The organism is Aestuariibaculum marinum (assembly GCF_014596975.1).
GTDB classification, from domain to species: Bacteria; Bacteroidota; Bacteroidia; order Flavobacteriales; family Flavobacteriaceae; genus Aestuariibaculum; species Aestuariibaculum marinum.
The window spans coordinates 62,301-82,086 of the sequence record NZ_JACVXD010000008.1; the positions used below are offsets into that span (position 1 = coordinate 62,301).

A 19,786-nucleotide genomic window follows, 5' to 3' on the forward strand; every position below is an offset into this window, starting at 1 on the left:
CCCTTTTTTTTTAGTCGCTAACGTTACTTGGTTAGTTCTATTTCATATTTTCCTGTTTTGTTGTTTTTAGTTATTATATAATTGACTTTAGTGGTTTTACTAATCATGTTTAACAGGTAATCGACCGGCTTATTCTTATAAGCCACTCCGGTAAATGTTTCATTCCTCAAGCTTTCATTTTCTATAATCACATCTACATTATACCAACGGCTCATTTTTACCAGAATTTGCTCTAAACGCTCACGCTCGAAATAGAATTTACCTTCTTTCCATGCCGTGTAAACTTGAGTATCGACCGAAGCCACATCTATACTCGGATTCATCATTTCAATTACGGCACGTTGTCCTGGTGTTAATATTGTACTGCTTTGATCCTTTAAATTTGAATTTAAGGCGACACTTCCTTCAACCAATGTTGAAGAGAAATATTCGTCATCATCGTAAGACGACACATTAAACTGTGTACCAAGAACAGTGATATCTGCCGAATTGGTTTTTACTACAAAAGGACGTTTGCTCTTAGTGACCTCAAAATAAGCCTCTCCTTTTAAAGTTACCACACGTTGTTCTCCTACAAAACGCTCCGGAAACTCTAACGACGTTGCCGAATTTAACCATACCTTAGTACCATCAGGTAATTTTATTTGATACACACCACCAACAGGCACATTTAGAGTATTTATTTTAGGAGCTTTTATTACTACCTCATCTGCATCCCCCAACACATCATACACTAAACCTTCTTTGGTGTTTTGAATACTTGACAATTCATCCTCAGCAATCAATTCTTCCTGATGCACCGCCAAATCTACAATGGTACCATCAGATAAAACCAATGTTGCCTTTTGATCTCCCGGAAGAATTTCCTTTAAGGCATTTTCGGTTATAACTTCTACATTATTATTTGTTTGATTGTATATACCAATCCCAACCGTAATAAATAAAATTAATATAGCTGCATATTTAAATACGGTTTGTAACTTAAATACCTTAGGTTGCTTACGTATTGTATTTAATAAAGTGTCTACTGTAGCTTTCGTATTTGGTGTATTCACACTATAACTTATAGCGTAATTGGTCTTCACAAATTCTTTGAAAATTTGTTTGTTTTTCGAATCCTCCAACCATTTCGAAAGTTCCTTTAACTCCTCAGGAGATGCAGATTGCGACAAATACTTTAATAATATGTTTTCTATATTCTTAGACATGTATTGCTACCTTGTTTTTAATTATTACTCAACAAAAATCACCTACCCTTACTTTTATTCTTTCTTTTTTTACTTTTTATTGTTTTTTTTGTGACATTTACGAAACATTTCTCTTTTTTTGACACAAACTTATTCATGTCCGCATCACAGGAACATAACATAAACTTAATACGTCAGCTCCAAAACGGAGATGAAGAGGCCTTTTCGCACCTTATAAATACCTACCATAAACCGCTTTATATTTACGCCCTCAACCTTACTAAAGATCACGCTGCGGCTGAAGATATTGTTCAAAATACATTTTTAAAAACTTGGAAATACAGAAAAAAACTGAATCCTGATTTACCTATTAAAAATCTGCTTTATAAATCGACCTTTAACAATTTCATAAGTCATTACCGCAAAGAAAAACCTTTTCAATCTATTGAAGAAACTTATATTGAAGCAATTAACGAAACTATTGAGGATGATAATGCCGAAATACTTTCAAAAAAAATAGAAATGGTAACACAGGGCATTGAAGAACTTCCTAAAAAATGTAAAGAGATTTTTTTATTAAGTAAACAAGATGGATTAACGAACTCTGAAATTGCAGAATACCTGAGTATTTCGGTAAAAACAGTAGAAGGACAAATAACCAAAGCTTACCGAATTTTAAGAGATTTAGTTGGAGGACAATTAAAAGAGATCCTGTTTATTCTATTCGATATTAAAAAATAACTTAAAGAAGCCTCTCCAACAGGTATCTTTACCCCTTGTTACATTTTTAAAGAATCCTTTAGTTCCCTAATTCGTTTTACTTTTTTTGGCTTCCTGTATTTTTTTGCAAACTCAGTATGATACCTGTGTTCTTCTAAAAACGCCACCTGCATTTTATTCCACTGGTCAACATCTAAATCTAATCCTTGATTGTTCAACTCTTTTAAAAGCTGATCTCCGGTAACATAAAAATCACGACGCCCAAGATAATCTAAATCGGAATCACATATTATTTCCTCTAAATGGGTCTTTGGATTTTGAGGGACTTTTGTTGCCATAATTAAACCTTTTACTGTTTTAATAGCTTCCTCAGGAAATCCATATTGTTGCATTAATCGTTTTGCTATTACAACACCCTTTTCTTCATGATTTTCTCTTCCCACTGTAAAACCAATATCGTGAAGAATAGCTCCAACACGCAGCAATTTAGCATGATAACCATCTATTTTTTCGCGTCTTATGTATTTATTAACCACATTAAGGACATCCAACGTATGAATAATGTTATGGTAGCAAAGTTCTTCTGGCAATTCTGTATTTAAAATATGTAGAGCATGTTTTCTTAGTTTCAAATAGCCTTTCATACGCTAGTGCTTTATGATCCAATCCCTTTTGGAATTGACAAAAGTAATTTATAATATTTTTCTTATTAAATATAAGAATTTTTTAAACAGCTGTTTTTTTCAATTGAAGTCGGTCTAAAAATCCCTGGTCTTTTACTCCATTCACAAAATACATTTTCATCATACCTCGATTCTTTACTTCTATCTCACCACGATATTTACAATCAAACACATCTTTCACTATTTCATAAGTGTTTTCAGAGATATTAATTCTTCCGGGATCAGAAAGTGTCTCCATCCTTGATGCAACATTTACCGTATCGCCCCAGATATCATAAGCAAACTTGTGAATTCCAACCACCCCCGCTACAATAGGACCTGTATTAACCCCTATACGAATATCAAAAGTAGTTACATTTTCTCCGGTATTTCGCTTTGTTTCATCAATAAACCGGGCTATTTCAAAAGCAGCCATAATAACTTTAAAAGGATGATCAGTTGTTGGGAAAGGCAATCCGCCGGCACACATATAGGCATCTCCAATTGTTTTTATTTTTTCAATACCATATTTTTCCATGATTTGATCGAATCTTGAAAAATAATAATCAACACTATTTACCAGTTCTTCGGGAGATAAATCTTTTGCAAAATAGGTAAATCCTTTAAAATCGGTAAACAATACAGTAACCGATTCAAATTTCTTAGCTTCCACCTTACCTTTCTCCTTAAGTTCCACAGCGGTTTCTTCAGGAAGAATATTATGCAATAAGTTTTCTGAGCGTTTCTTTTCCTGCTCTATAATCAGATTCGTTGCCTTCACAAACTTGTACCGTTTATACAACCCGACTGCAGAAATAAAAACAACAAGTATGGTTAGCAACGACACTAAAATAACACTCTTTTGACGCTTTTGTTTTAACTGCTGGATTTCCGATTCTTTCTCCAACAGTCCAATTTGATCTTCTTTCTTCTCTAAATCAAAATCAAATTGAAGTCCACGTATTTTATCATCGGTTTCTAAATTGAATAAACTATCCTTTTTGGCAACATACAACTCCTTATACTGGTAGGCCTTTTTGAAATCCTGATTTAAAGCATATGCACTAGACAAACCTTTGTACACATCCCTTAATTCATCATTAGCTTCAATACGCTTGGCTAAAATTTCTGCTTCTTCATAAACTTCAATTGACTTAGTAATATCTTTATATTTATAAGCTTCTCCTAAGGCATACAATGCTTGTACTTCATCAAGCTGCAAAGCATTTAATTGCGCAATGTTGTAGGCCTCATTTAAATATTTTATAGACTCCTCAATATCATTTTTCTTTAAAAGTACCCTGCCTGTTTTTATAAGAATATCCGCTCTTGAAGCCACCTTATCATTACTTGATAATGCTTCTTGATAATAGTAAAGCGCTTCATCATAAAGTCCCTTTTTGAAATAAACCTCTCCTACTCCCATCAAGTAACTAATAACAAGTTGCGGATCTTTTAACTCTTCCTTAAAATCATTACATCTATTATAATATTCAAGCGCTTTATCATAGCTCCCCATTTCAGCATAAAGCCCTCCAATATTTAACAAGGCAGATGAAATTCGCAAAGGATCCTTTAATTTCTCTGAAATATTTAACGACCTCAAATAATAATCCAAGGCCCTCACATTACTTCCCTGGCTATAATAAACGGCCCCTAAATTATTAACAAGGTTTGCCATTCCAATAGTATCGTTAATGGATTCAAATTCTTTTAAAGACTCGGTCCAGGAATTTAGCACATCTAAATATTTCCCTTGAAAATATTGAGTAAGACCAATGTATTTTAACGCATAGCCTTTCCCTCTTTTATAATCTAAACTAGTAGCCAATTCATTTGCTCTTTGTGCAAATTCGTGAGCTTTATTAATGTCGCCAATATTCAAGACCTCTCTACTTAAATCATTTAGATTAATTACCATAGAAGTGTCTTTAACTCCTGTATTAACAACATGTTTCAAACTATCAATGGTACTGTTTTGAGCCATACCAGAAAAAGACAAGAAAAAGAAAAAACAGACTAAAATTATACCTGACCTTAATTGCATACAATTTTATTCTTTTAAAATATTATAAGTTCTCAGTTCAGTCTCACTAGCAATCCTAACGATATATAATCCTACGGGCAAGCCAGACATATTAACCTCTATAGTATCAAGAGGGTTAACAAAAGTACCTGCATCAATAACTACAAATCCGTACATATTGATCACTAAAACCGACACATTATTTTCCATGACATTCTGCTCAATATACAGTATTGTAGAAACCGGATTTGGATATATAGAATAGGCACCGTCTAATTTCGCATCGCATTTACCACTCTCACTGGTTGATGCCGATGACACCGAACTTTTTTGTGTCCCGTCGTAAGTTGTTAAACTCCAAACCAATTGGGTTCCGTCAAATTGAATTTCAAAAGTTCCCTCTCCTGGCATAAAAACGGTTGGAAGTAATCCACTATGCTCCGCTCCTGTTAATTTATTATCTTCACCTTCATTAACATACACTGGATAATCATTATCATTTTCATACCTGTAAACCACAGTGTATTTCAAACTCCCAATCGCGTTAGGGTCGTAAGACACACAATCGGCATACGTACGCACCTTTCTGGAACTGTCTGATGGATTTACAAACAAATGCGCACTATTGGAAACAATTATGTAATTTTCAGGTTCAGTAATTTTTACATAATAAGATCCTGGGATATTTGTATCATAAAAAACATTATCCGTATCATCCACAAAATAATATGGAACACCATCTGGAAACACCGTATCTTCACTATCTTCTCCAACAAAGCCATCAAACGTAAACATCAGTTCTGGTTGCTCCCCTTGATAAACCACAGATTCTTCCGGAGAAATAATAACATTAAGGGTAGCTGGTGTAATGACTAAGGTGCCGAAAGTTTCATTTAGCAGATTATGTATCACATAATTATTAGGGTTTCTGATTTTAATCTCATATGCACCCAGCATATCAAGTTCTGATAACTCGTACTCCACATTATCCTTAACAAAGTAAAATGGCACACCATCTGGAAAAACAGTTGTAACAGATTCCACAGCCTCACCTTCAAAAGCCCATCCTTCAAAAGTTGTCTTTTCCAAAAGCATAGCTTCTGTTAAATTAGTTCCGTAAGGCATGGTTATATTTTCAGTACTAACATTTAAGTCCTTTGGATTAATAATTACATTCCCAACACCGTAAGTAATATTGAAGTTTGCTGACATTTCATTTAAGAATGCACCCGGATACACTTGATGGGTATCCTCATCGGTTGGCGTCACATCAATACCTGTTATCATATTTAAAGCGTAAATTTCAGAAATGGCGCGTTCATCATCCGATCCGTCTTCTGGCGGAGCATCCTCTGCATCGATAATAGTGAATACCTCACCATAATCTTTAAAAGGCCTATCAGGATCATCTGTATTCACTACTGCACGAAACTTATTAACAACCGCTCGAAATTTATTCTCGATTCCCAACTCAACATCTCCTGTAAACAAATCTTCGGCATTTACTACCGCTCGAAATTTATTAACTACAGCTCTAAACTTACTCGTTGTTCCACTATCAAAGTCATCTCTAGCAGAAATATAATTGGTTATATCATCTGTTTCAAGGTCTACTACATTCATTCCATTTACAACAGCCCGAAATTTATTTTGTATGGTACGCTCTGAGGCACTCCAGCTACCACCATTTAAAAAGCTCAAATCATAATCATTTACAACTGCTCGAAATTTATTTACCACCGCCTGAAACTTGCTAGGAATACCATCTTTAAAGTCATTAGCATGAGTTTCATCAATTAATAACCTAAAACCATCTTCATCTGAGATTCCTGCACCATCAAATTGATAATTAAACCCTATTGAAATGGCATCACCATAGGTATAAACAACATCTTCAGGCATAATTGTTAAATCTTTTTTGGTAATGGTTAAATACCCGATCTTACCAATATCTGGGTCTGGATCTATATAACCAGACACAAAATTCACCTGATATTTCTCGGATAACTCAGTAGATAATTCTTCCGCAAAGGATGGGGTTATCACATAATCAAAAACAATAGGATATTCTCCTAAAGCCAATTTAGCATCTGCGCCAGAACTTAAAATTACTTCAGGAAAACCAAGTGCAGTCATAATTTCAGGGAAAGATAAGGTTGCATCTTCAATATCTTCAGGAGGTAAACCTTGAACATAATAGGACAGACTAATATCCTGTCCATATTCAAATGCAGCATTATTAGGCACAATATTTATAGCGTACTTGCCGTCTGGTAATATTTTAACCGGATCTGAAAACCCTCCATTACCTTCAGTTCCCGGTTTGGGCTCGGTATATATCTTTAAATCAGGATTACCAGTAAACTCTGGAATGACAGCTATAATCTCTGTATCCGATACCACCTGGATGTCGGTAATCTCATTTCCTTCAAAAAAGACTTTCGCCGGATAAGGCTCTTCACTTTCAGACGGAAAGAATTTACCTATTATAGAGAGTGTAATAGGTTCGGCTCCCGGGTTTCCTGTTAAGATAGTTAAAGATGTGATGTTAGCCGTTTGTGCTGCTATACTTTTAAAAGCATTTAAAGTATTTAAAAACTGAGCATTGCCACCATCTCGAGCCGTAAAGTTAACTGCTGTATTCTTAAACGTGGATAATGCTTGACCATCTGAAAAGGTAGAAGCACCTGAACCATCGGGATACCAATAGGGTAATGCCGACTTAAGTAAAGCCATTGCAGCTGCTGCATGCGGTGCCGCTGCCGAAGTTCCGTAAAAATTTAAAGCTTCATCATTGTCACAAGTGTCACATGTTGCCAATTGACCTATGGTAGTCGAAGCCGTATTGCCTCCGTCAGGAGCATACATATCAACATCAAGCGTTACACCGTCTTTTAGTAAGCCCCCATAACTGGAGAAGGCTTCTGCAACAGGATTGTCTGCAAAACGATAATCTACAGCTCCAACAGTAACAGATTCCGGTGTCATGGCATGCCCACTTACCGTCGGGGCACCATCGCCAAAATATTCCGGAAATGAAAGTCCGTCTGCAGTACCATCTTCTCCCGTAGTTCTAAAAGCGATATACCGAAACGGGACATTCGTTGGACCGTTGGCACTCGTGATTAAAATATTAGCATCTCCGGTGCCTGTGGATCGAAACACAATAATTTCGGTAGGATCACCATTTACATTAACGCGATTATTCCCCACCAGTAACCGTCCTGCATCATCAACAATATATATATCTAAATCGTTATCTGCCCCCAATTGATTCTCTTGTGATGCTACATCCTCTTTCCATTGAAGCGCTATTAAATAGGTTCCTGGAACCACACTTATTTTTTGTAAATAATCTGGTGTTCCATCAGTTTTTGTTCCAAACACATGGGCTACTGTAGGCGTTCCAGTTGGAATAAAATTAGTTAATGGTGTACTTGGTGAACTGTTAAAAGTTGCCTGATATCCTTTATTTGCAACATTTCCGGCCGATGTAAAATGAAATTTACCTAACTGCCCCACAAAGGACTGAACGTTTTCTGAAATTCTTCCTATTCCAAAAAACGGTTCTGTAATAAACGTAATATCATCTACTATTAAATCACAACCAGCATCTTTTAAAGCATTAAACCCCACTTCAAACTGTCTGGGTGATGCTGTTGCCGTATGAAACGCTAAAGAAGCTCCGGGAGCTACATCATGAATAATCTGAAGCATGGCTCGGCCTTCATCAGACGACTTGTATTTATTATCTTCTAAAACCTCAACATCTGCAGGTAGCTCGCCATTTTCAACATCGAGTGCGGCATATTGAGGGGAACCTAAAGCCATATCATAACTATCAGACAACACGCCTATTTTAACTCCGGTTCCATCTACAGGTAAAACAGTACCATCCTCTTGAATTATTCGAAATGACTGACGCACCAAATTTGAAGTTTGAGCACCATCACCTTGCGATACAATACCTCCGGAATTATTATAAGCCGGATAAACGGGTCTGGCGAAATTTATAATATCCGGATAATCGTTTAGAGCGCACAAGTCTGCAGGATTAAAATATACATCGATCGCTGCCAACCCTAAATATTCAGATATATCCAGAAGAAAGTCGGAAGCCGGAATGTTAAATGTATTTTGAAGCAAACTAAGTACAGCCTGCATTTGGTTAGCCTCAGGTACAATTTCAACCAATACCTTACCTCCTTCAATTTGAAAGATTAATTCGGAAGGTGTTTCTCCTGCTACGCCATCGCACAACGAAGATAACTCCTGCCCGATAAGATCATACGACTTACCATTATTTCCTATAACAGGAAAAACAAACCCATCATTGGTTGCACACTTATTGGAATTAGCATTGGCTATAACCGTATGGGTATTTCCATTGCTTACAATAGTCCACTCTACATAGTCATGCGGACCAAACTCTTTGGTAAACACTTTTTCTACGGTACCCGGTTTAAATTTATTTAAACCTTTAGCAACTTTTTTCCCGTTATTGGTTTTTATAATACTACCAGATTCATCAACAACCACTTCCTTATTAGTAGGGTTATAATAACTAAAGGTTGCTTGATACAAGCCATTGCTTAAATCTTTAACACAATAAACAACGGGCTCTATATCTTTATTTTTCTGAGCAAAAGATGGTAATGAAATAAAAAAAACTATGAGGCAAAACAAAAAGACATCCTGAGGTGAGTATTTTTTTTTCATACTAAAAAGATTTATAGTTAAATCCACATTTCACGATAGATTCTAGCGTAAAAAATGACCAATACTACTATACCATAAATCTTAGAGAGGTTGAGAGGTGACCCGAGAAGCCTCGTAAATTTACCACAAATAATTGATTATTAACCAAATAAACCAATATTTAACATTACAGTATCTTTATTGTTAATAAATTATGTAATCTCTATTTTTTTTAACATTTATTTAAAATTAACACAAGTTTCAGCAAACATGCTAACTATCAACATATTAAATTAGAACCTAAAACAACTGATTTAAACAAGAATACACCACATACTGTAGTAGTTATTTTCAAACAATAGGATTACTATGTATTTTTTTACGTACCTTAGACTGTCCTCATATCACACATGAATCACCTCTTTTTGAATTAATTAGCAGCATGTTCAGTTTCATTTTAATTAAATTTATATGAGTGATATTAATTCTGAAGAGTTAAACTTCAAAACCATTTTTTCGTTTCGATCATTATCATTAACCCTTTTGGGAATTTGTTTTGCTGTATTCGCCATAAAGGGATTTATGATACCTAACCATTTTCTGGATGGTGGTCTTTTAGGTATTTCCATCTTAATCCATGAGTTTTACCATATAAGCGTGAGTATCCCACTGGTTCTTTTAAACCTTCCTTTTGTATACATTGGTTATTTAAAAATCAGTAAAAATTTTGCAGCCAGTTCTTTAATTGCTGTTATTTTACTGGGTTTTGTAATGCATGTATTACCCGTTCCGGAAGTTACAAACGACCATTTTTTAACCGCTATTTTTGGTGGCGTCTTTGTTGGTCTAGGTATTGGATTTGTTATTCGGGGAGGTGGAGTAATAGACGGACTTGAAGTTATTGCTGCCTATACCAATAAAAGTATTGGGTTATCTACTGCCGAAATTATCATGACTATTAATACCACATTGTTCTTAATCATTGCATTTTATTTAGGTATTGAAAAAGCCATGTACTCCATTGTAACCTTCTATACTGCACTAAAAACATCAAACTATGTAGTTGATGGATTTGAGAAGCTCATTTCTTTAACCATCATAGCTCCAGACTCCGAAAAGGTAAAATCGTTAATTGTAAACGATTTTAAAAAGGCGGTTACCGTCTACAAAGGCGAACGGGGTAACTTACCGGGTTCTTACGGCATAAAACAAGACTGCGATATTATTGTTGCCGTAGTCACCAGAATTGAAGTTCATAAAATAAAAAAAGCCATTAGAAGTGCCGATCCTAAAGCCTTTATGTATGTTCAAAACATTAATGAAGTTGGCGGTGGCATTGTAAGTAAACGTAGCAACCATTAACCACTTTTATTCAAAAATTTCAGCAAAAATAACGCCAGAGGTTCCGTTAATTTCTTGTTCGAGTTTCGTTCGAGACTTGTTCAGTTCTAAAAACAGGATGATTTTCACCTATTTAATCAAAAAGTATCGCTAGAGGAACAAAACCCGAATCAAACTACTCTCATACAAACAATAAAACACTTAGCGATAAATACTTGAAGATAAATAGCTTTTAGATAACATTCTACTTTAATTAAATATTAAAATTTTAAATCATGTAAGAAAAAGTGAAGATAATTCACTAAATTTAACACAGAAAACATTCAACCTAAACCTTTTACAATGAAATATTTATTTATACTATTCTTCTTAATTTCTGTTGCTGCACCTGCACAAAACGACAACTGGAAAAAATTAGCTGAAAAGACTGTTGCTTTTAAAAATGAAAAAGATAAAGTGACGCTTACCGGTTCTGAAAAAGATATAACCAAAGTAAAACTAACCTGTACACAAGGTACATTGGAACTAAAAAGTGTTACCATTGTTATGGAAAATGGTGAAAAAAAAGAATACGACGCCAAAGGCCTTGGTGTTTTAACCAATGGTATGTCATCAGTACCTTATGCCGTTCCAAGCAAAGGGGATAAAGTAAAATACCTGGAGTTAGAATACGACACCAAAGGGAAAGTTATATTAACTAAAAGAGCCAAAGTTGAAGTTTGGGGTAAAAAAGGAAAAGATTAAAACATAATTTACAGCCAGATTTTATAAACGTTCAAATGAAATCTGGCTTTTTTGTCTCTATACCTATAGCATTTTAACAATACATTCTATGAAAAAATTCCTTACCCTGTTTAGCCTGTTTGCTATTAGTTTCTCTCAGGCACAAACAAAAAGCATTGACTCATCAGCCGTTTATATACTTGATAAAATGGCTGATATTATTGGTAGTCTGGAATCGGTTAAATTCGATATTGATACAGCTAACGACAAGTTAGATGTTGATGGTAATTTAAGCACCTATTATGCTACAAGTAATATTGCCATGACCGGACCAAACAAATTTACCTCAACAACAAATGGAGATGCAGGCAATTTTGGATATTGGTACGATGGCGAATATATTTCGTATTACTCGTTAACAGAACATAATTATGTGACGCTGGAAGCGCCGGAGACCATATTAACTATGATCGACTCCATGCATACAGCATTCGATTTTAAATTTCCTGCAGCCGATTTTTTCTATCCATCCTTTACCGACGACCTTATTGAAGATTTCGACACGATTAGCTACGAAGGCCAACGGTCTGTAGACGGTGAAAAATGTTTTTACATTACTGCTACAAATGCAGACAAACACATTCAACTGTGGATAACAAGTAACACCACTTTGTTACCAAAACGCTTGATTATTGTTTACAAAACCGAAGGCAACTTACAGTTTGAAACCAGCTTCTACAACTGGGAATTGAACCCAAATATACCGGAGGCTATTTACAATTTCACTCCCCCTCCACATGCTAGTCTAATAAGCATTATGGCTAAATCCTAACCTTAACTCAAGTAACTATGAAACTCATATTAAACTCTATTAAATATTTTTCGGCCACAGCCTTAATAGTTATTTTAAGCTTAGGAACAACCGAAACCATGCACGCTCAACGCTTAAAACATCCCGTTTCAAGAGGAGGAAATAAAAGCATGGCTCATAAACCTGCGAGCCGTCCGGTAAGCAGACCAACAACAGCTAACCGAAAAATTACGACACCTACAAACCGTGGTGGTTCGATAAACGGAGGGCACACAAAAGTGATATCCAGAAATAATTTACCAAATAGAAACACTAACAATAAAACCACGGTAAATAGAAATAGACCAACTATTAACAATAATAACAAACAGGTTATTAACAGAAACAAGCCAACCATTAACAATAACAAAGGCAAACAAGTTATTAATCGGAATAAAAACACTTCAAATGTTAAAACTATAAATCGCAGACCAGGAAATACTGGTGGTGGTCGCAATAATATTAACATTAATAACAGTCATAACAACATTAACATAAATGTTAACAATAACCGCCATAACCACAGGAACACTTATGTAAGGCACAGTCATAGACATTATACACGTCCTCCTCATATTTTTGGAGGTTTTAGATTTTATTGTCATTGGCCATATTATTACCATCCTTATCGTCCATACTATTGGGGTCCACACTGGCACCCGTGGGGTTATTTCGTAACCTCATTGGCAACAACTGCTATTATTGTAGCCATTATAGACGACAATAATGATAATAATGAAGAATACCATTACGATAACGGCACCTACTATTTAAAAACCGAAGATGGCTTTGAAGCGGTTCAGGCGCCTATTGGGGCTCAAGTACCATCAATACCTGATGAAGCAGAGAAAGTTACTGTAAATGAAACCAACAATTACTATTATGGTGGTGCCTTTTACGAACAAAATGCAGATGGCTACATCGTGGTACCTGCTACTGCCGGAACCATTGTTCCTAACTTGCCTGAAGGTGGAGAGGAAGTGAAAATTGGCGACCAAACCTATGTACAATTTGGCGACACGTATTACCAACCTATTCAGGTAGATGGTAAAAACATGTATGAAATTGTAGATGTCCTTGAAGACGAATAAACAAAAACAAGACTAACAATACACTTAATTAATAAACTTGAGTCATTATGAATACAACAAAACTCATTCCTTTCGCTGCGTTTTTGTTTCTTTTTAATTGCAATAACACTAAAAAAGAACAACCTGTTGAGGAATCAACTTCAACAGAAATGACAGCCGAACCGGAAGTTCCCGCAAACCCTTTAAGAAATGTATACTGGGGAGACCAGCACTTACACACCGCCTGGTCTGCCGATGCCGGTGCCGTAGGAACCCGTCTAGGACCTGAAGGCGCATTACGCTTTGCCAGAGGTGAAGAAGTTATTAGTGCGACCAAACAAAAAGCAAAATTACACCGTCCGTTAGACTGGCTGGCTGTTACTGATCACTCTGATGGTGCTGGCGTAATCACCGCAGTTATTGATGGTGACGAAGCTGTTATGGGCGATCCTATTGTGGCGCAGTATCATGAAGATATGGAAGCTGGTGGTGATAAAGCAGCGGCCGTAATGATGGATTTAATTAATCGTCAGTCTAACAATAATCTACCTCCTGTATTTACCGACCCTGCCTTTGCTAAATCGGTTTGGTTGAAAAACATAGATATTGTTGAAAAATTTAATGAACCAGGTAAATTCACTGCTTTTATAGCTTACGAGTACTCTTCAAACTATGGTGGTGGTAACAACTTACACCGCAATGTGATTTATCGAGATGGCCCGGAAATTGGAAAACAAATGAGCCCAATGACCACCTTCGACTCAGAAAACCCTGAAGACCTTTGGAAATGGATGGCTAATTTTGAAGAAAAAACGGGAGGATCTTTACTTGCAATTCCGCATAATGGAAACCTATCTAATGGCTTAATGTTCAAAACTACAGCTTTTGACGGAACTCCTTTAACAAAAGAATTAGCAGCCTTACGTAACAAATACGAAGTACTTTACGAAATTACACAAGGAAAAGGAACCAGTGAAACCCACCCTATTTTATCACCTAACGACGAATTCGCAAACTTCGAAATTTGGGATAAAGGAAACTTAGTTATGGTACCTAAAACCAAAGATATGTTACAAACCGAATACGGCAGAAAAGCATTAAAAGATGGTTTAAAACTTGAAAGCAAATTAGGCATCAATCCTTTTAAATACGGTTTTGTTGGGGGTACAGACTCACACACATCACTATCTACAGCAGATGAGAACAACTATTGGGGTAAATACGCATCGTCTGAACCTAGTCCTGAACGTTGGTCTGAAAAAGCCTTAGATTTCCCTTCTGGTTTTGTTCGTGGGTGGCAATTAGGCGCTTCAGGATATACAGGTGTTTGGGCCGAATCGAACACCAGAGCATCTCTTTGGGATGCCATGAAACGTAAAGAAACTTACGCTTCTACAGGCCCTAGAATGACCGTACGTTTCTTTGGTGGTTTTGAATATACTGCAAACGACATTAACGATCCTAATTATGTCGCTACCGGTTACGACAAAGGTGTACCAATGGGTGGTGATATCACCAACGCTCCTGAAGGTAAGGCTCCAACATTCTTAATTAGCGCAGTTAAAGATCCTACCAGTGGTAATTTAGACCGTATTCAAGTAATCAAAGGTTGGTTAGATGCTAAGGGTGAGACTCACGAAAAAATATTTAATGTCGTTTGGGGTGATGCCGATAAACGCAGTTTAGATGCTAAAGGCAAATTACCTCCGGTAGGTAACACCGTTGATGTGTTCACTGCAACGTGGACAAACACTATTGGCGATACCGAGTTAAAAACCTTTTGGAGCGATCCAGAATTCGACCCTACACTTAAAGCCTTTTACTACGTAAGAGTTTTAGAAATTCCAACACCAAGATGGACCACATTCGACATGGTAAAATATAAAATTGAAATGACAGAAGATGTACCAAGAACATTACAAGAACGTGCTTACACCTCTCCTATCTGGTACAATCCGAGTTAGCAAATAATAAGAATAAACAATAAACCATTAAACTCCTGCTTAATGGCTTTTATATTTGTCCAAAGTCTAAAATTAACATCTACAGATGAAAAAATTAATAAAAGAGCCTTTATTGCACTTTTTTGTGCTGGGGGCTCTACTTTTTGCCATATACAGTCTGGTAAATAAAAACACCGATGAAGAAGAAATAATTATTGACAATTCCGACATAGAACATATGATTGAACTTTGGCAAATGCAATGGCAACGTCCGCCTTCTGAAGATGAACTGCAGGACTTAATAAATAAATATGTAGATCAGGAAGTGATGTATCGCGAAGCATTACGTCTTAATCTGGATCATAATGATGAAATTGTAAAACGTAGACTGGCCCAAAAAATGGAGTTTTTAGGTAACGATTTAACTACTTTAGTCGCGCCTGCAACCGATAAAAACTTAAAAGCCTACTTTGAAAAGCATAAAGAAAATTATGCGACAGACTACAACTACACGTTGCATCAAGTCATTTTCACAGCCGATAATCATAAAAATCCGGTAGCGAAAGCAAACAATGTTTTAGACACTTACGATGTATCCAGTTCTGAAAGTTTAAAAGAAGTTGGTGATAAATTCCCGCTTCCATACACCTATTCCAATGTTGATGCCTTCTATCTAAATAGGGAACTTGATGAAAACTTCACCAAACAATTAAGCAGTTTGAGAATTGGTGAATGGTCTGGTCCAATTATGTCTGGTTTTGGTGTACACCTTATTTATATCGAAAAGAAAGACAACCCTAGAATCCCTGAATTTGCAAGTGTTAAAAAGCAAGTTCAAAGAGATTACGAATACCAAATGGTTCTTGATAGTAAAAATGCCATTCTAAAGGAACTTAAGCAGAAATACAAAATAAATATCGAAGCCGATAACATTAGCTCTATGCTAAAACAGGAATTAGCCCAAAACGCAAGCAAATGAAAATAATCATTAAACATCTTATCTTGTTTTTAGCCATCCTAAAAGGCTGTTCTGTTTGGGCTCATGAAATACGTCCTGCATATTTACAAATTACACAACTAGACGAACAAAATTATCAGGTACTTTGGAAAGTCCCAACGATGGGCGACATGGTACTAAAAATTTATCCTGAATTCGATAGTGGTTTCAAACTTTCTGAAAACGGATTAGCAAAACCGGCAATAGAATCGGTAATTAACAACTATTTATTAACCGGAAATTCAGAGCTTTCTGGAAGTAGTTTAACAATTGTTAATCTAAAAAAAACCATGGTCGACGTTTTGGTTAGTATTACTTACCTAAACGGTGAAAACACAACGCTAATGCTTCACCCGAAAACACCATCGGCCATTCTTCCTGGTAAAACCAGTAAATGGCAGGTTGTACAATCATATACCATTTTGGGTGTAGAACACATTTGGTTCGGTATCGATCACCTCTTATTTGTTTTGGCTTTAATCATCATTACAAAAGGATTTAAAAAAATTATAAAGACCATTACAGCTTTCACGTTGGCACACAGTATCACGTTAAGCTTAGCTGTTTTGGGATATGCCAATTTACCTGGTCCTCCTGTAGAAGCAGTTATAGCTCTAAGTATTGTATTTCTGGCTTACGAAATGGTCAAACTTCATCATGGTAAACCTTCATTAACCGCTCAAAAACCTTGGCTCGTTGCCTTTTCTTTTGGACTTTTACATGGCTTTGGTTTCGCAGGCGCTTTAACCGAGGTTGGATTACCACAATCTGAAATCCCTTTGGCCTTAGCTTTTTTTAATATTGGTGTAGAGCTTGGGCAGATTGTATTTGTTATTGCCGTATCAGCCATTTTATATGTACTAGCTTTTAAAAAGGACTGGCCATTAATTGCTAAAAAAGTACCGGCATATGCCATAGGAACTCTTGCCGCCTTCTGGACTATTGAGCGCGTTATAGGCTTTTGGAGTTAATTGTAAACGTATAATGCCACACTCACCACAATAATACTCTATTTAAACTCTATTTAAACTCTATTTTCTTTATTAATCTTTAGTGGTTTTTATTAGATTTGAATACTCTAAAAAATCAAATAACTCAATTTAACCAAATCAATTATTAACCCAATTAATTAAAGTTTTACAATTAAAAATGAAATTAAAACAATTAGGGGCTTTTGCTCTCCTATCTGGTTTTTTAGCAGTATCATGCAAAACACAGCAACCATCAAAACCTGAAACACAAGCCAAAACACTCCACCCTCCATTAATGGGCTGGGCTTCGTGGAACAACTATCGTGTAAACATTAATGAAAATATTATTAAAGGGCAGGCTGATGCTTTAGTAAATCAAAATTTAAATGATTATGGCTACACTTACTTAAACATAGACGATGGTTATTTTGGAGGTCGAGATGAAAACGGAAAAATAAGATCTCATGAAACTCGTTTTCCCACTGGCATGAAGGCCATAGCGGATTATATTCACTCTAAAGGATTAAAAGCCGGTATCTATTCTGATGCTGGTATTAACACCTGCGCCTCCTACTGGGACAAAGACACTATTGGTGTTGGCATGGGTTTATACGGTCATGACAAACAGGATTTAAACCTATTTCTGAAAGAATGGGATTTCGATTTTATAAAAATAGACTGGTGTGGTGGTGAATGGTTAGGACTTGATGAAGAATCGAGATATACTGAAATTGGTAGACTAGCCAAATCCATAAAACCTTCTGTAATTTATAATGTTTGCCGTTGGAAATTCCCTGGAAAATGGGTAACACAAGTCGCTAATTCCTGGCGAATAAATGGTGACCTAGCTGATACTTTTGAATCGGCTTTAAAAACCATCGACGCCAATGCCGACTTATGGCCTTACAGTTCCTACGGACATTATAACGATATGGATATGCTTCAGGTGGGACGCGGCATGACTTACGAAGAAGATAAAACCCAGTTCTCGATGTGGTGTTTAATGCATTCGCCTCTTTTGTTAGGAAATGACTTAACCACTTTAACAGAAGAAACCAAAAAAATAATAACCAACGAAGAACTTATTGAATTAAATCAAAGTACGTTTGTGTACCAAGCCCGAAGAGTAGTTGACTACGGTGAAACTGAAATCTGGGCGAAACCAGTAACTTCAACAATGAGTGGTATTGTAGCGGTTGCTTTATTAAACCGAACGGACGAACAACAAAATATTAGCTTTAATTTAAAAGATATTGGAATTAAGGCTTCGGAAGGTTATACTACTAAAGATTTGTGGTCAAAAGAAAGTTTACCAATATCGCAAGAATCAACCATTACAAAATTGGTTGCGCCTCATGGGGTTGTTGTTTTAAAAATTACTGGAACATCCATTCCGTACAACGTTTTTCAATATAAAGACAAAAAACAAAACTAACAGACATAAAAAAGGCTTGGATAAACCAAGCCTTTTTTAATATTTTCAAACTGAATATTAATTGCAGTTTACAACCACTTTTACCGATTGACTGCTGTCTGCCTGAACTTCGAAAGCTTTTGGCAATTCATCTAATGGAAAACGGTGTGTAATAATTGGAGTTACATCTACCTTACCACTTTCGACCAACGCAATCGCTTCGGCAAAATCTTCATCTGTATAAAATAAAGATCCTTGTACATTCAAACGTTTGTAGACCACCAAATTAGGATTCACTGTTGTTTCCTTGCTATAAATAGCTAAAACCGTCATTTTCCCATCTGGCGCTAAAAGCTCTAGGCATTGTGCAAAAAGAGGGCTTACTCCTGTACATTCAAAAACAGACGTTAAATTTGGTACTTTACCTGAATAATCAAGTGCATCAACCTCTCCATAATGCTCAACAATAAAGTCTTTTAAATCGCCATCCTTAGTTGGATTAAACGTAAACTTGGCTCCTAAAGTTTTTGCCAACTCTAAACGCTTTTCACTAATATCGGTCGCAATAATATTCTCAATGCCTTTACTTTTTAAAGCAGCTATAACAACCAAACCAATAGTTCCGCAACCTGACACCAATACGTTATCAGATGACGTTAAATGCGTTTTATTAATCGCTGCCAAACCTACTGTTAAAGGCTCTAAAAGCGCTCCTTTATCACTGGTAATTTTATCAGATATTTTATGAATATTTTTTCCTAATAAAGCTTGATCAACTTTTACTTGTTTAGCAAATCCACCGGCGCTTATACCTAAGCCAATTCCGTTATACATCGGGTTAACTACTACACGGTCACCAACTTTTAAGTTTTCAACAGCCTCTCCAACTTCAACAAGTTCTCCGCAAAACTCGTGTCCTAAAACAGAACCCGAAGGCACTAAACCCTCATGATAAATATGTAAGTCTGTTCCACAAATACCTGTTGCTTCGACTTTAAGGATAACACTATCGTTAGTTAAAATTGGCAATTCTCTTTCTTCTACTTTTATTTCATGGATACCCTGAAATACACCTGATGGATTTTTCTCTTTCATAATCTTTATACGTATGTTACTTTAGTTCAGAATTTATATTTTTGATATAATTCTACTTACAAATTTGAAAAAAATTAAGTGTATCTCAA

Annotated in this window: 14 protein-coding genes; 9 read left to right on the forward strand and 5 right to left on the reverse strand. The window is 36.0% G+C overall.

Translation table 11 applies throughout. The annotated features are described in order from the left end of the window. Window positions 1–23 precede the first annotated feature (23 nt). Complete coding sequence (locus ICJ85_RS12820) at window positions 24–1,208, reverse strand: FecR family protein (RefSeq protein WP_188224200.1); 1,185 nt, start codon at window positions 1,206–1,208, stop codon at window positions 24–26. Window positions 1,209–1,343: 135 nt separating this feature from the next. Here ICJ85_RS12820 and ICJ85_RS12825 point away from each other — a divergent pair, with 135 nt between their 5' ends. After that, window positions 1,344–1,928 (forward strand): RNA polymerase sigma factor, encoded by a 585-nt coding sequence (locus tag ICJ85_RS12825; protein WP_188224201.1) that lies wholly within the window; start codon window positions 1,344–1,346, stop codon window positions 1,926–1,928. Window positions 1,929–1,966: 38 nt separating this feature from the next. Here ICJ85_RS12825 and ICJ85_RS12830 read toward each other — a convergent pair whose 3' ends face one another. The 3 genes from ICJ85_RS12830 to ICJ85_RS12840 all read right to left on the reverse strand — a co-directional run bounded on the left by ICJ85_RS12830 (window position 1,967) and on the right by ICJ85_RS12840 (window position 9,314). After that, window positions 1,967–2,551, reverse strand: a complete 585-nt coding sequence (locus tag ICJ85_RS12830; RefSeq protein ID WP_188224202.1) for an HD domain-containing protein — start codon at window positions 2,549–2,551, stop codon at window positions 1,967–1,969. A gap of 82 nt (window positions 2,552–2,633) precedes the next feature. Beyond that, window positions 2,634–4,616 carry an adenylate/guanylate cyclase domain-containing protein gene (locus ICJ85_RS12835; RefSeq protein ID WP_241739548.1) on the reverse strand — a complete coding sequence of 661 codons (1,983 nt, stop codon included), beginning with the start codon at window positions 4,614–4,616 and terminating at the stop codon, window positions 2,634–2,636. Between the two features lie 6 nt (window positions 4,617–4,622). Next, the gene (locus ICJ85_RS12840) at window positions 4,623–9,314 is read right to left on the reverse strand and encodes a S8 family peptidase (protein ID WP_188224203.1); all 4,692 of its coding nucleotides are present in this window, start codon (window positions 9,312–9,314) and stop codon (window positions 4,623–4,625) included. 450 nt (window positions 9,315–9,764) lie between these two features. Between ICJ85_RS12840 and ICJ85_RS12845 the strand changes: the two genes are divergently transcribed. The 8 genes from ICJ85_RS12845 (at window position 9,765) to ICJ85_RS12880 (ending at window position 18,623) form a co-directional block, all read left to right on the forward strand. Then, on the forward strand, window positions 9,765–10,655 hold the full coding sequence (locus ICJ85_RS12845) for a YitT family protein (protein WP_188224204.1): 891 nt from the start codon (window positions 9,765–9,767) through the stop codon (window positions 10,653–10,655). A 321-nt stretch (window positions 10,656–10,976) separates the two neighbouring features. Further along, window positions 10,977–11,378: a DUF2541 domain-containing protein gene (locus tag ICJ85_RS12850; protein ID WP_188224205.1), complete on the forward strand. Its 402-nt coding sequence runs from the start codon at window positions 10,977–10,979 to the stop codon at window positions 11,376–11,378. An 88-nt stretch (window positions 11,379–11,466) separates the two neighbouring features. Further along, window positions 11,467–12,189 (forward strand): DUF2092 domain-containing protein, encoded by a 723-nt coding sequence (locus ICJ85_RS12855; protein WP_188224206.1) that lies wholly within the window; start codon window positions 11,467–11,469, stop codon window positions 12,187–12,189. Between the two features lie 17 nt (window positions 12,190–12,206). Beyond that, the gene (locus ICJ85_RS12860; RefSeq protein ID WP_188224207.1) at window positions 12,207–13,298 is read left to right on the forward strand and encodes a DUF6515 family protein; all 1,092 of its coding nucleotides are present in this window, start codon (window positions 12,207–12,209) and stop codon (window positions 13,296–13,298) included. Between the two features lie 47 nt (window positions 13,299–13,345). Beyond that, entirely contained in the window at window positions 13,346–15,241 is a 1,896-nt protein-coding gene (locus tag ICJ85_RS12865; RefSeq protein WP_206688041.1) for a DUF3604 domain-containing protein, read from the forward strand. An 85-nt stretch (window positions 15,242–15,326) separates the two neighbouring features. After that, window positions 15,327–16,199: a peptidyl-prolyl cis-trans isomerase gene (locus ICJ85_RS12870; RefSeq protein WP_188224208.1), complete on the forward strand. Its 873-nt coding sequence runs from the start codon at window positions 15,327–15,329 to the stop codon at window positions 16,197–16,199. Further along, the gene (locus ICJ85_RS12875; RefSeq protein ID WP_188224209.1) at window positions 16,196–17,188 is read left to right on the forward strand and encodes a HupE/UreJ family protein; all 993 of its coding nucleotides are present in this window, start codon (window positions 16,196–16,198) and stop codon (window positions 17,186–17,188) included. Before ICJ85_RS12870 ends, ICJ85_RS12875 begins: the two co-directional genes overlap by 4 nt. Before the next feature lie 178 nt (window positions 17,189–17,366). Then, window positions 17,367–18,623, forward strand: coding sequence for a glycoside hydrolase family 27 protein (locus ICJ85_RS12880; RefSeq protein WP_188224210.1), 1,257 nt, complete (start codon window positions 17,367–17,369; stop codon window positions 18,621–18,623). A gap of 57 nt (window positions 18,624–18,680) precedes the next feature. Here the strand turns inward: ICJ85_RS12880 and ICJ85_RS12885 are convergent, their stop codons facing one another. Then, the gene (locus ICJ85_RS12885; protein ID WP_188224211.1) at window positions 18,681–19,697 is read right to left on the reverse strand and encodes a zinc-dependent alcohol dehydrogenase; all 1,017 of its coding nucleotides are present in this window, start codon (window positions 19,695–19,697) and stop codon (window positions 18,681–18,683) included. Between the last annotated feature and the right edge of the window lie 89 nt (window positions 19,698–19,786).

Bases quoted from the DNA above. Each gene is read 5' to 3' on its own strand.
- ICJ85_RS12820 (WP_188224200.1), bottom strand. From the start codon at position 1,208: ATGTCTAAGAATATAGAAAACATATTATTAAAGTATTTGTCGCAATCT.
- ICJ85_RS12825 (WP_188224201.1), top strand. From the start codon at position 1,344: ATGTCCGCATCACAGGAACATAACATAAACTTAATACGTCAGCTCCAA.
- ICJ85_RS12830 (WP_188224202.1), bottom strand. From the start codon at position 2,551: ATGAAAGGCTATTTGAAACTAAGAAAACATGCTCTACATATTTTAAAT.
- ICJ85_RS12835 (WP_241739548.1), bottom strand. From the start codon at position 4,616: ATGCAATTAAGGTCAGGTATAATTTTAGTCTGTTTTTTCTTTTTCTTG.
- ICJ85_RS12840 (WP_188224203.1), bottom strand. From the start codon at position 9,314: ATGAAAAAAAAATACTCACCTCAGGATGTCTTTTTGTTTTGCCTCATA.
- ICJ85_RS12845 (WP_188224204.1), top strand. From the start codon at position 9,765: ATGAGTGATATTAATTCTGAAGAGTTAAACTTCAAAACCATTTTTTCG.
- ICJ85_RS12850 (WP_188224205.1), top strand. From the start codon at position 10,977: ATGAAATATTTATTTATACTATTCTTCTTAATTTCTGTTGCTGCACCT.
- ICJ85_RS12855 (WP_188224206.1), top strand. From the start codon at position 11,467: ATGAAAAAATTCCTTACCCTGTTTAGCCTGTTTGCTATTAGTTTCTCT.
- ICJ85_RS12860 (WP_188224207.1), top strand. From the start codon at position 12,207: ATGAAACTCATATTAAACTCTATTAAATATTTTTCGGCCACAGCCTTA.
- ICJ85_RS12865 (WP_206688041.1), top strand. From the start codon at position 13,346: ATGAATACAACAAAACTCATTCCTTTCGCTGCGTTTTTGTTTCTTTTT.
- ICJ85_RS12870 (WP_188224208.1), top strand. From the start codon at position 15,327: ATGAAAAAATTAATAAAAGAGCCTTTATTGCACTTTTTTGTGCTGGGG.
- ICJ85_RS12875 (WP_188224209.1), top strand. From the start codon at position 16,196: ATGAAAATAATCATTAAACATCTTATCTTGTTTTTAGCCATCCTAAAA.
- ICJ85_RS12880 (WP_188224210.1), top strand. From the start codon at position 17,367: ATGAAATTAAAACAATTAGGGGCTTTTGCTCTCCTATCTGGTTTTTTA.
- ICJ85_RS12885 (WP_188224211.1), bottom strand. From the start codon at position 19,697: ATGAAAGAGAAAAATCCATCAGGTGTATTTCAGGGTATCCATGAAATA.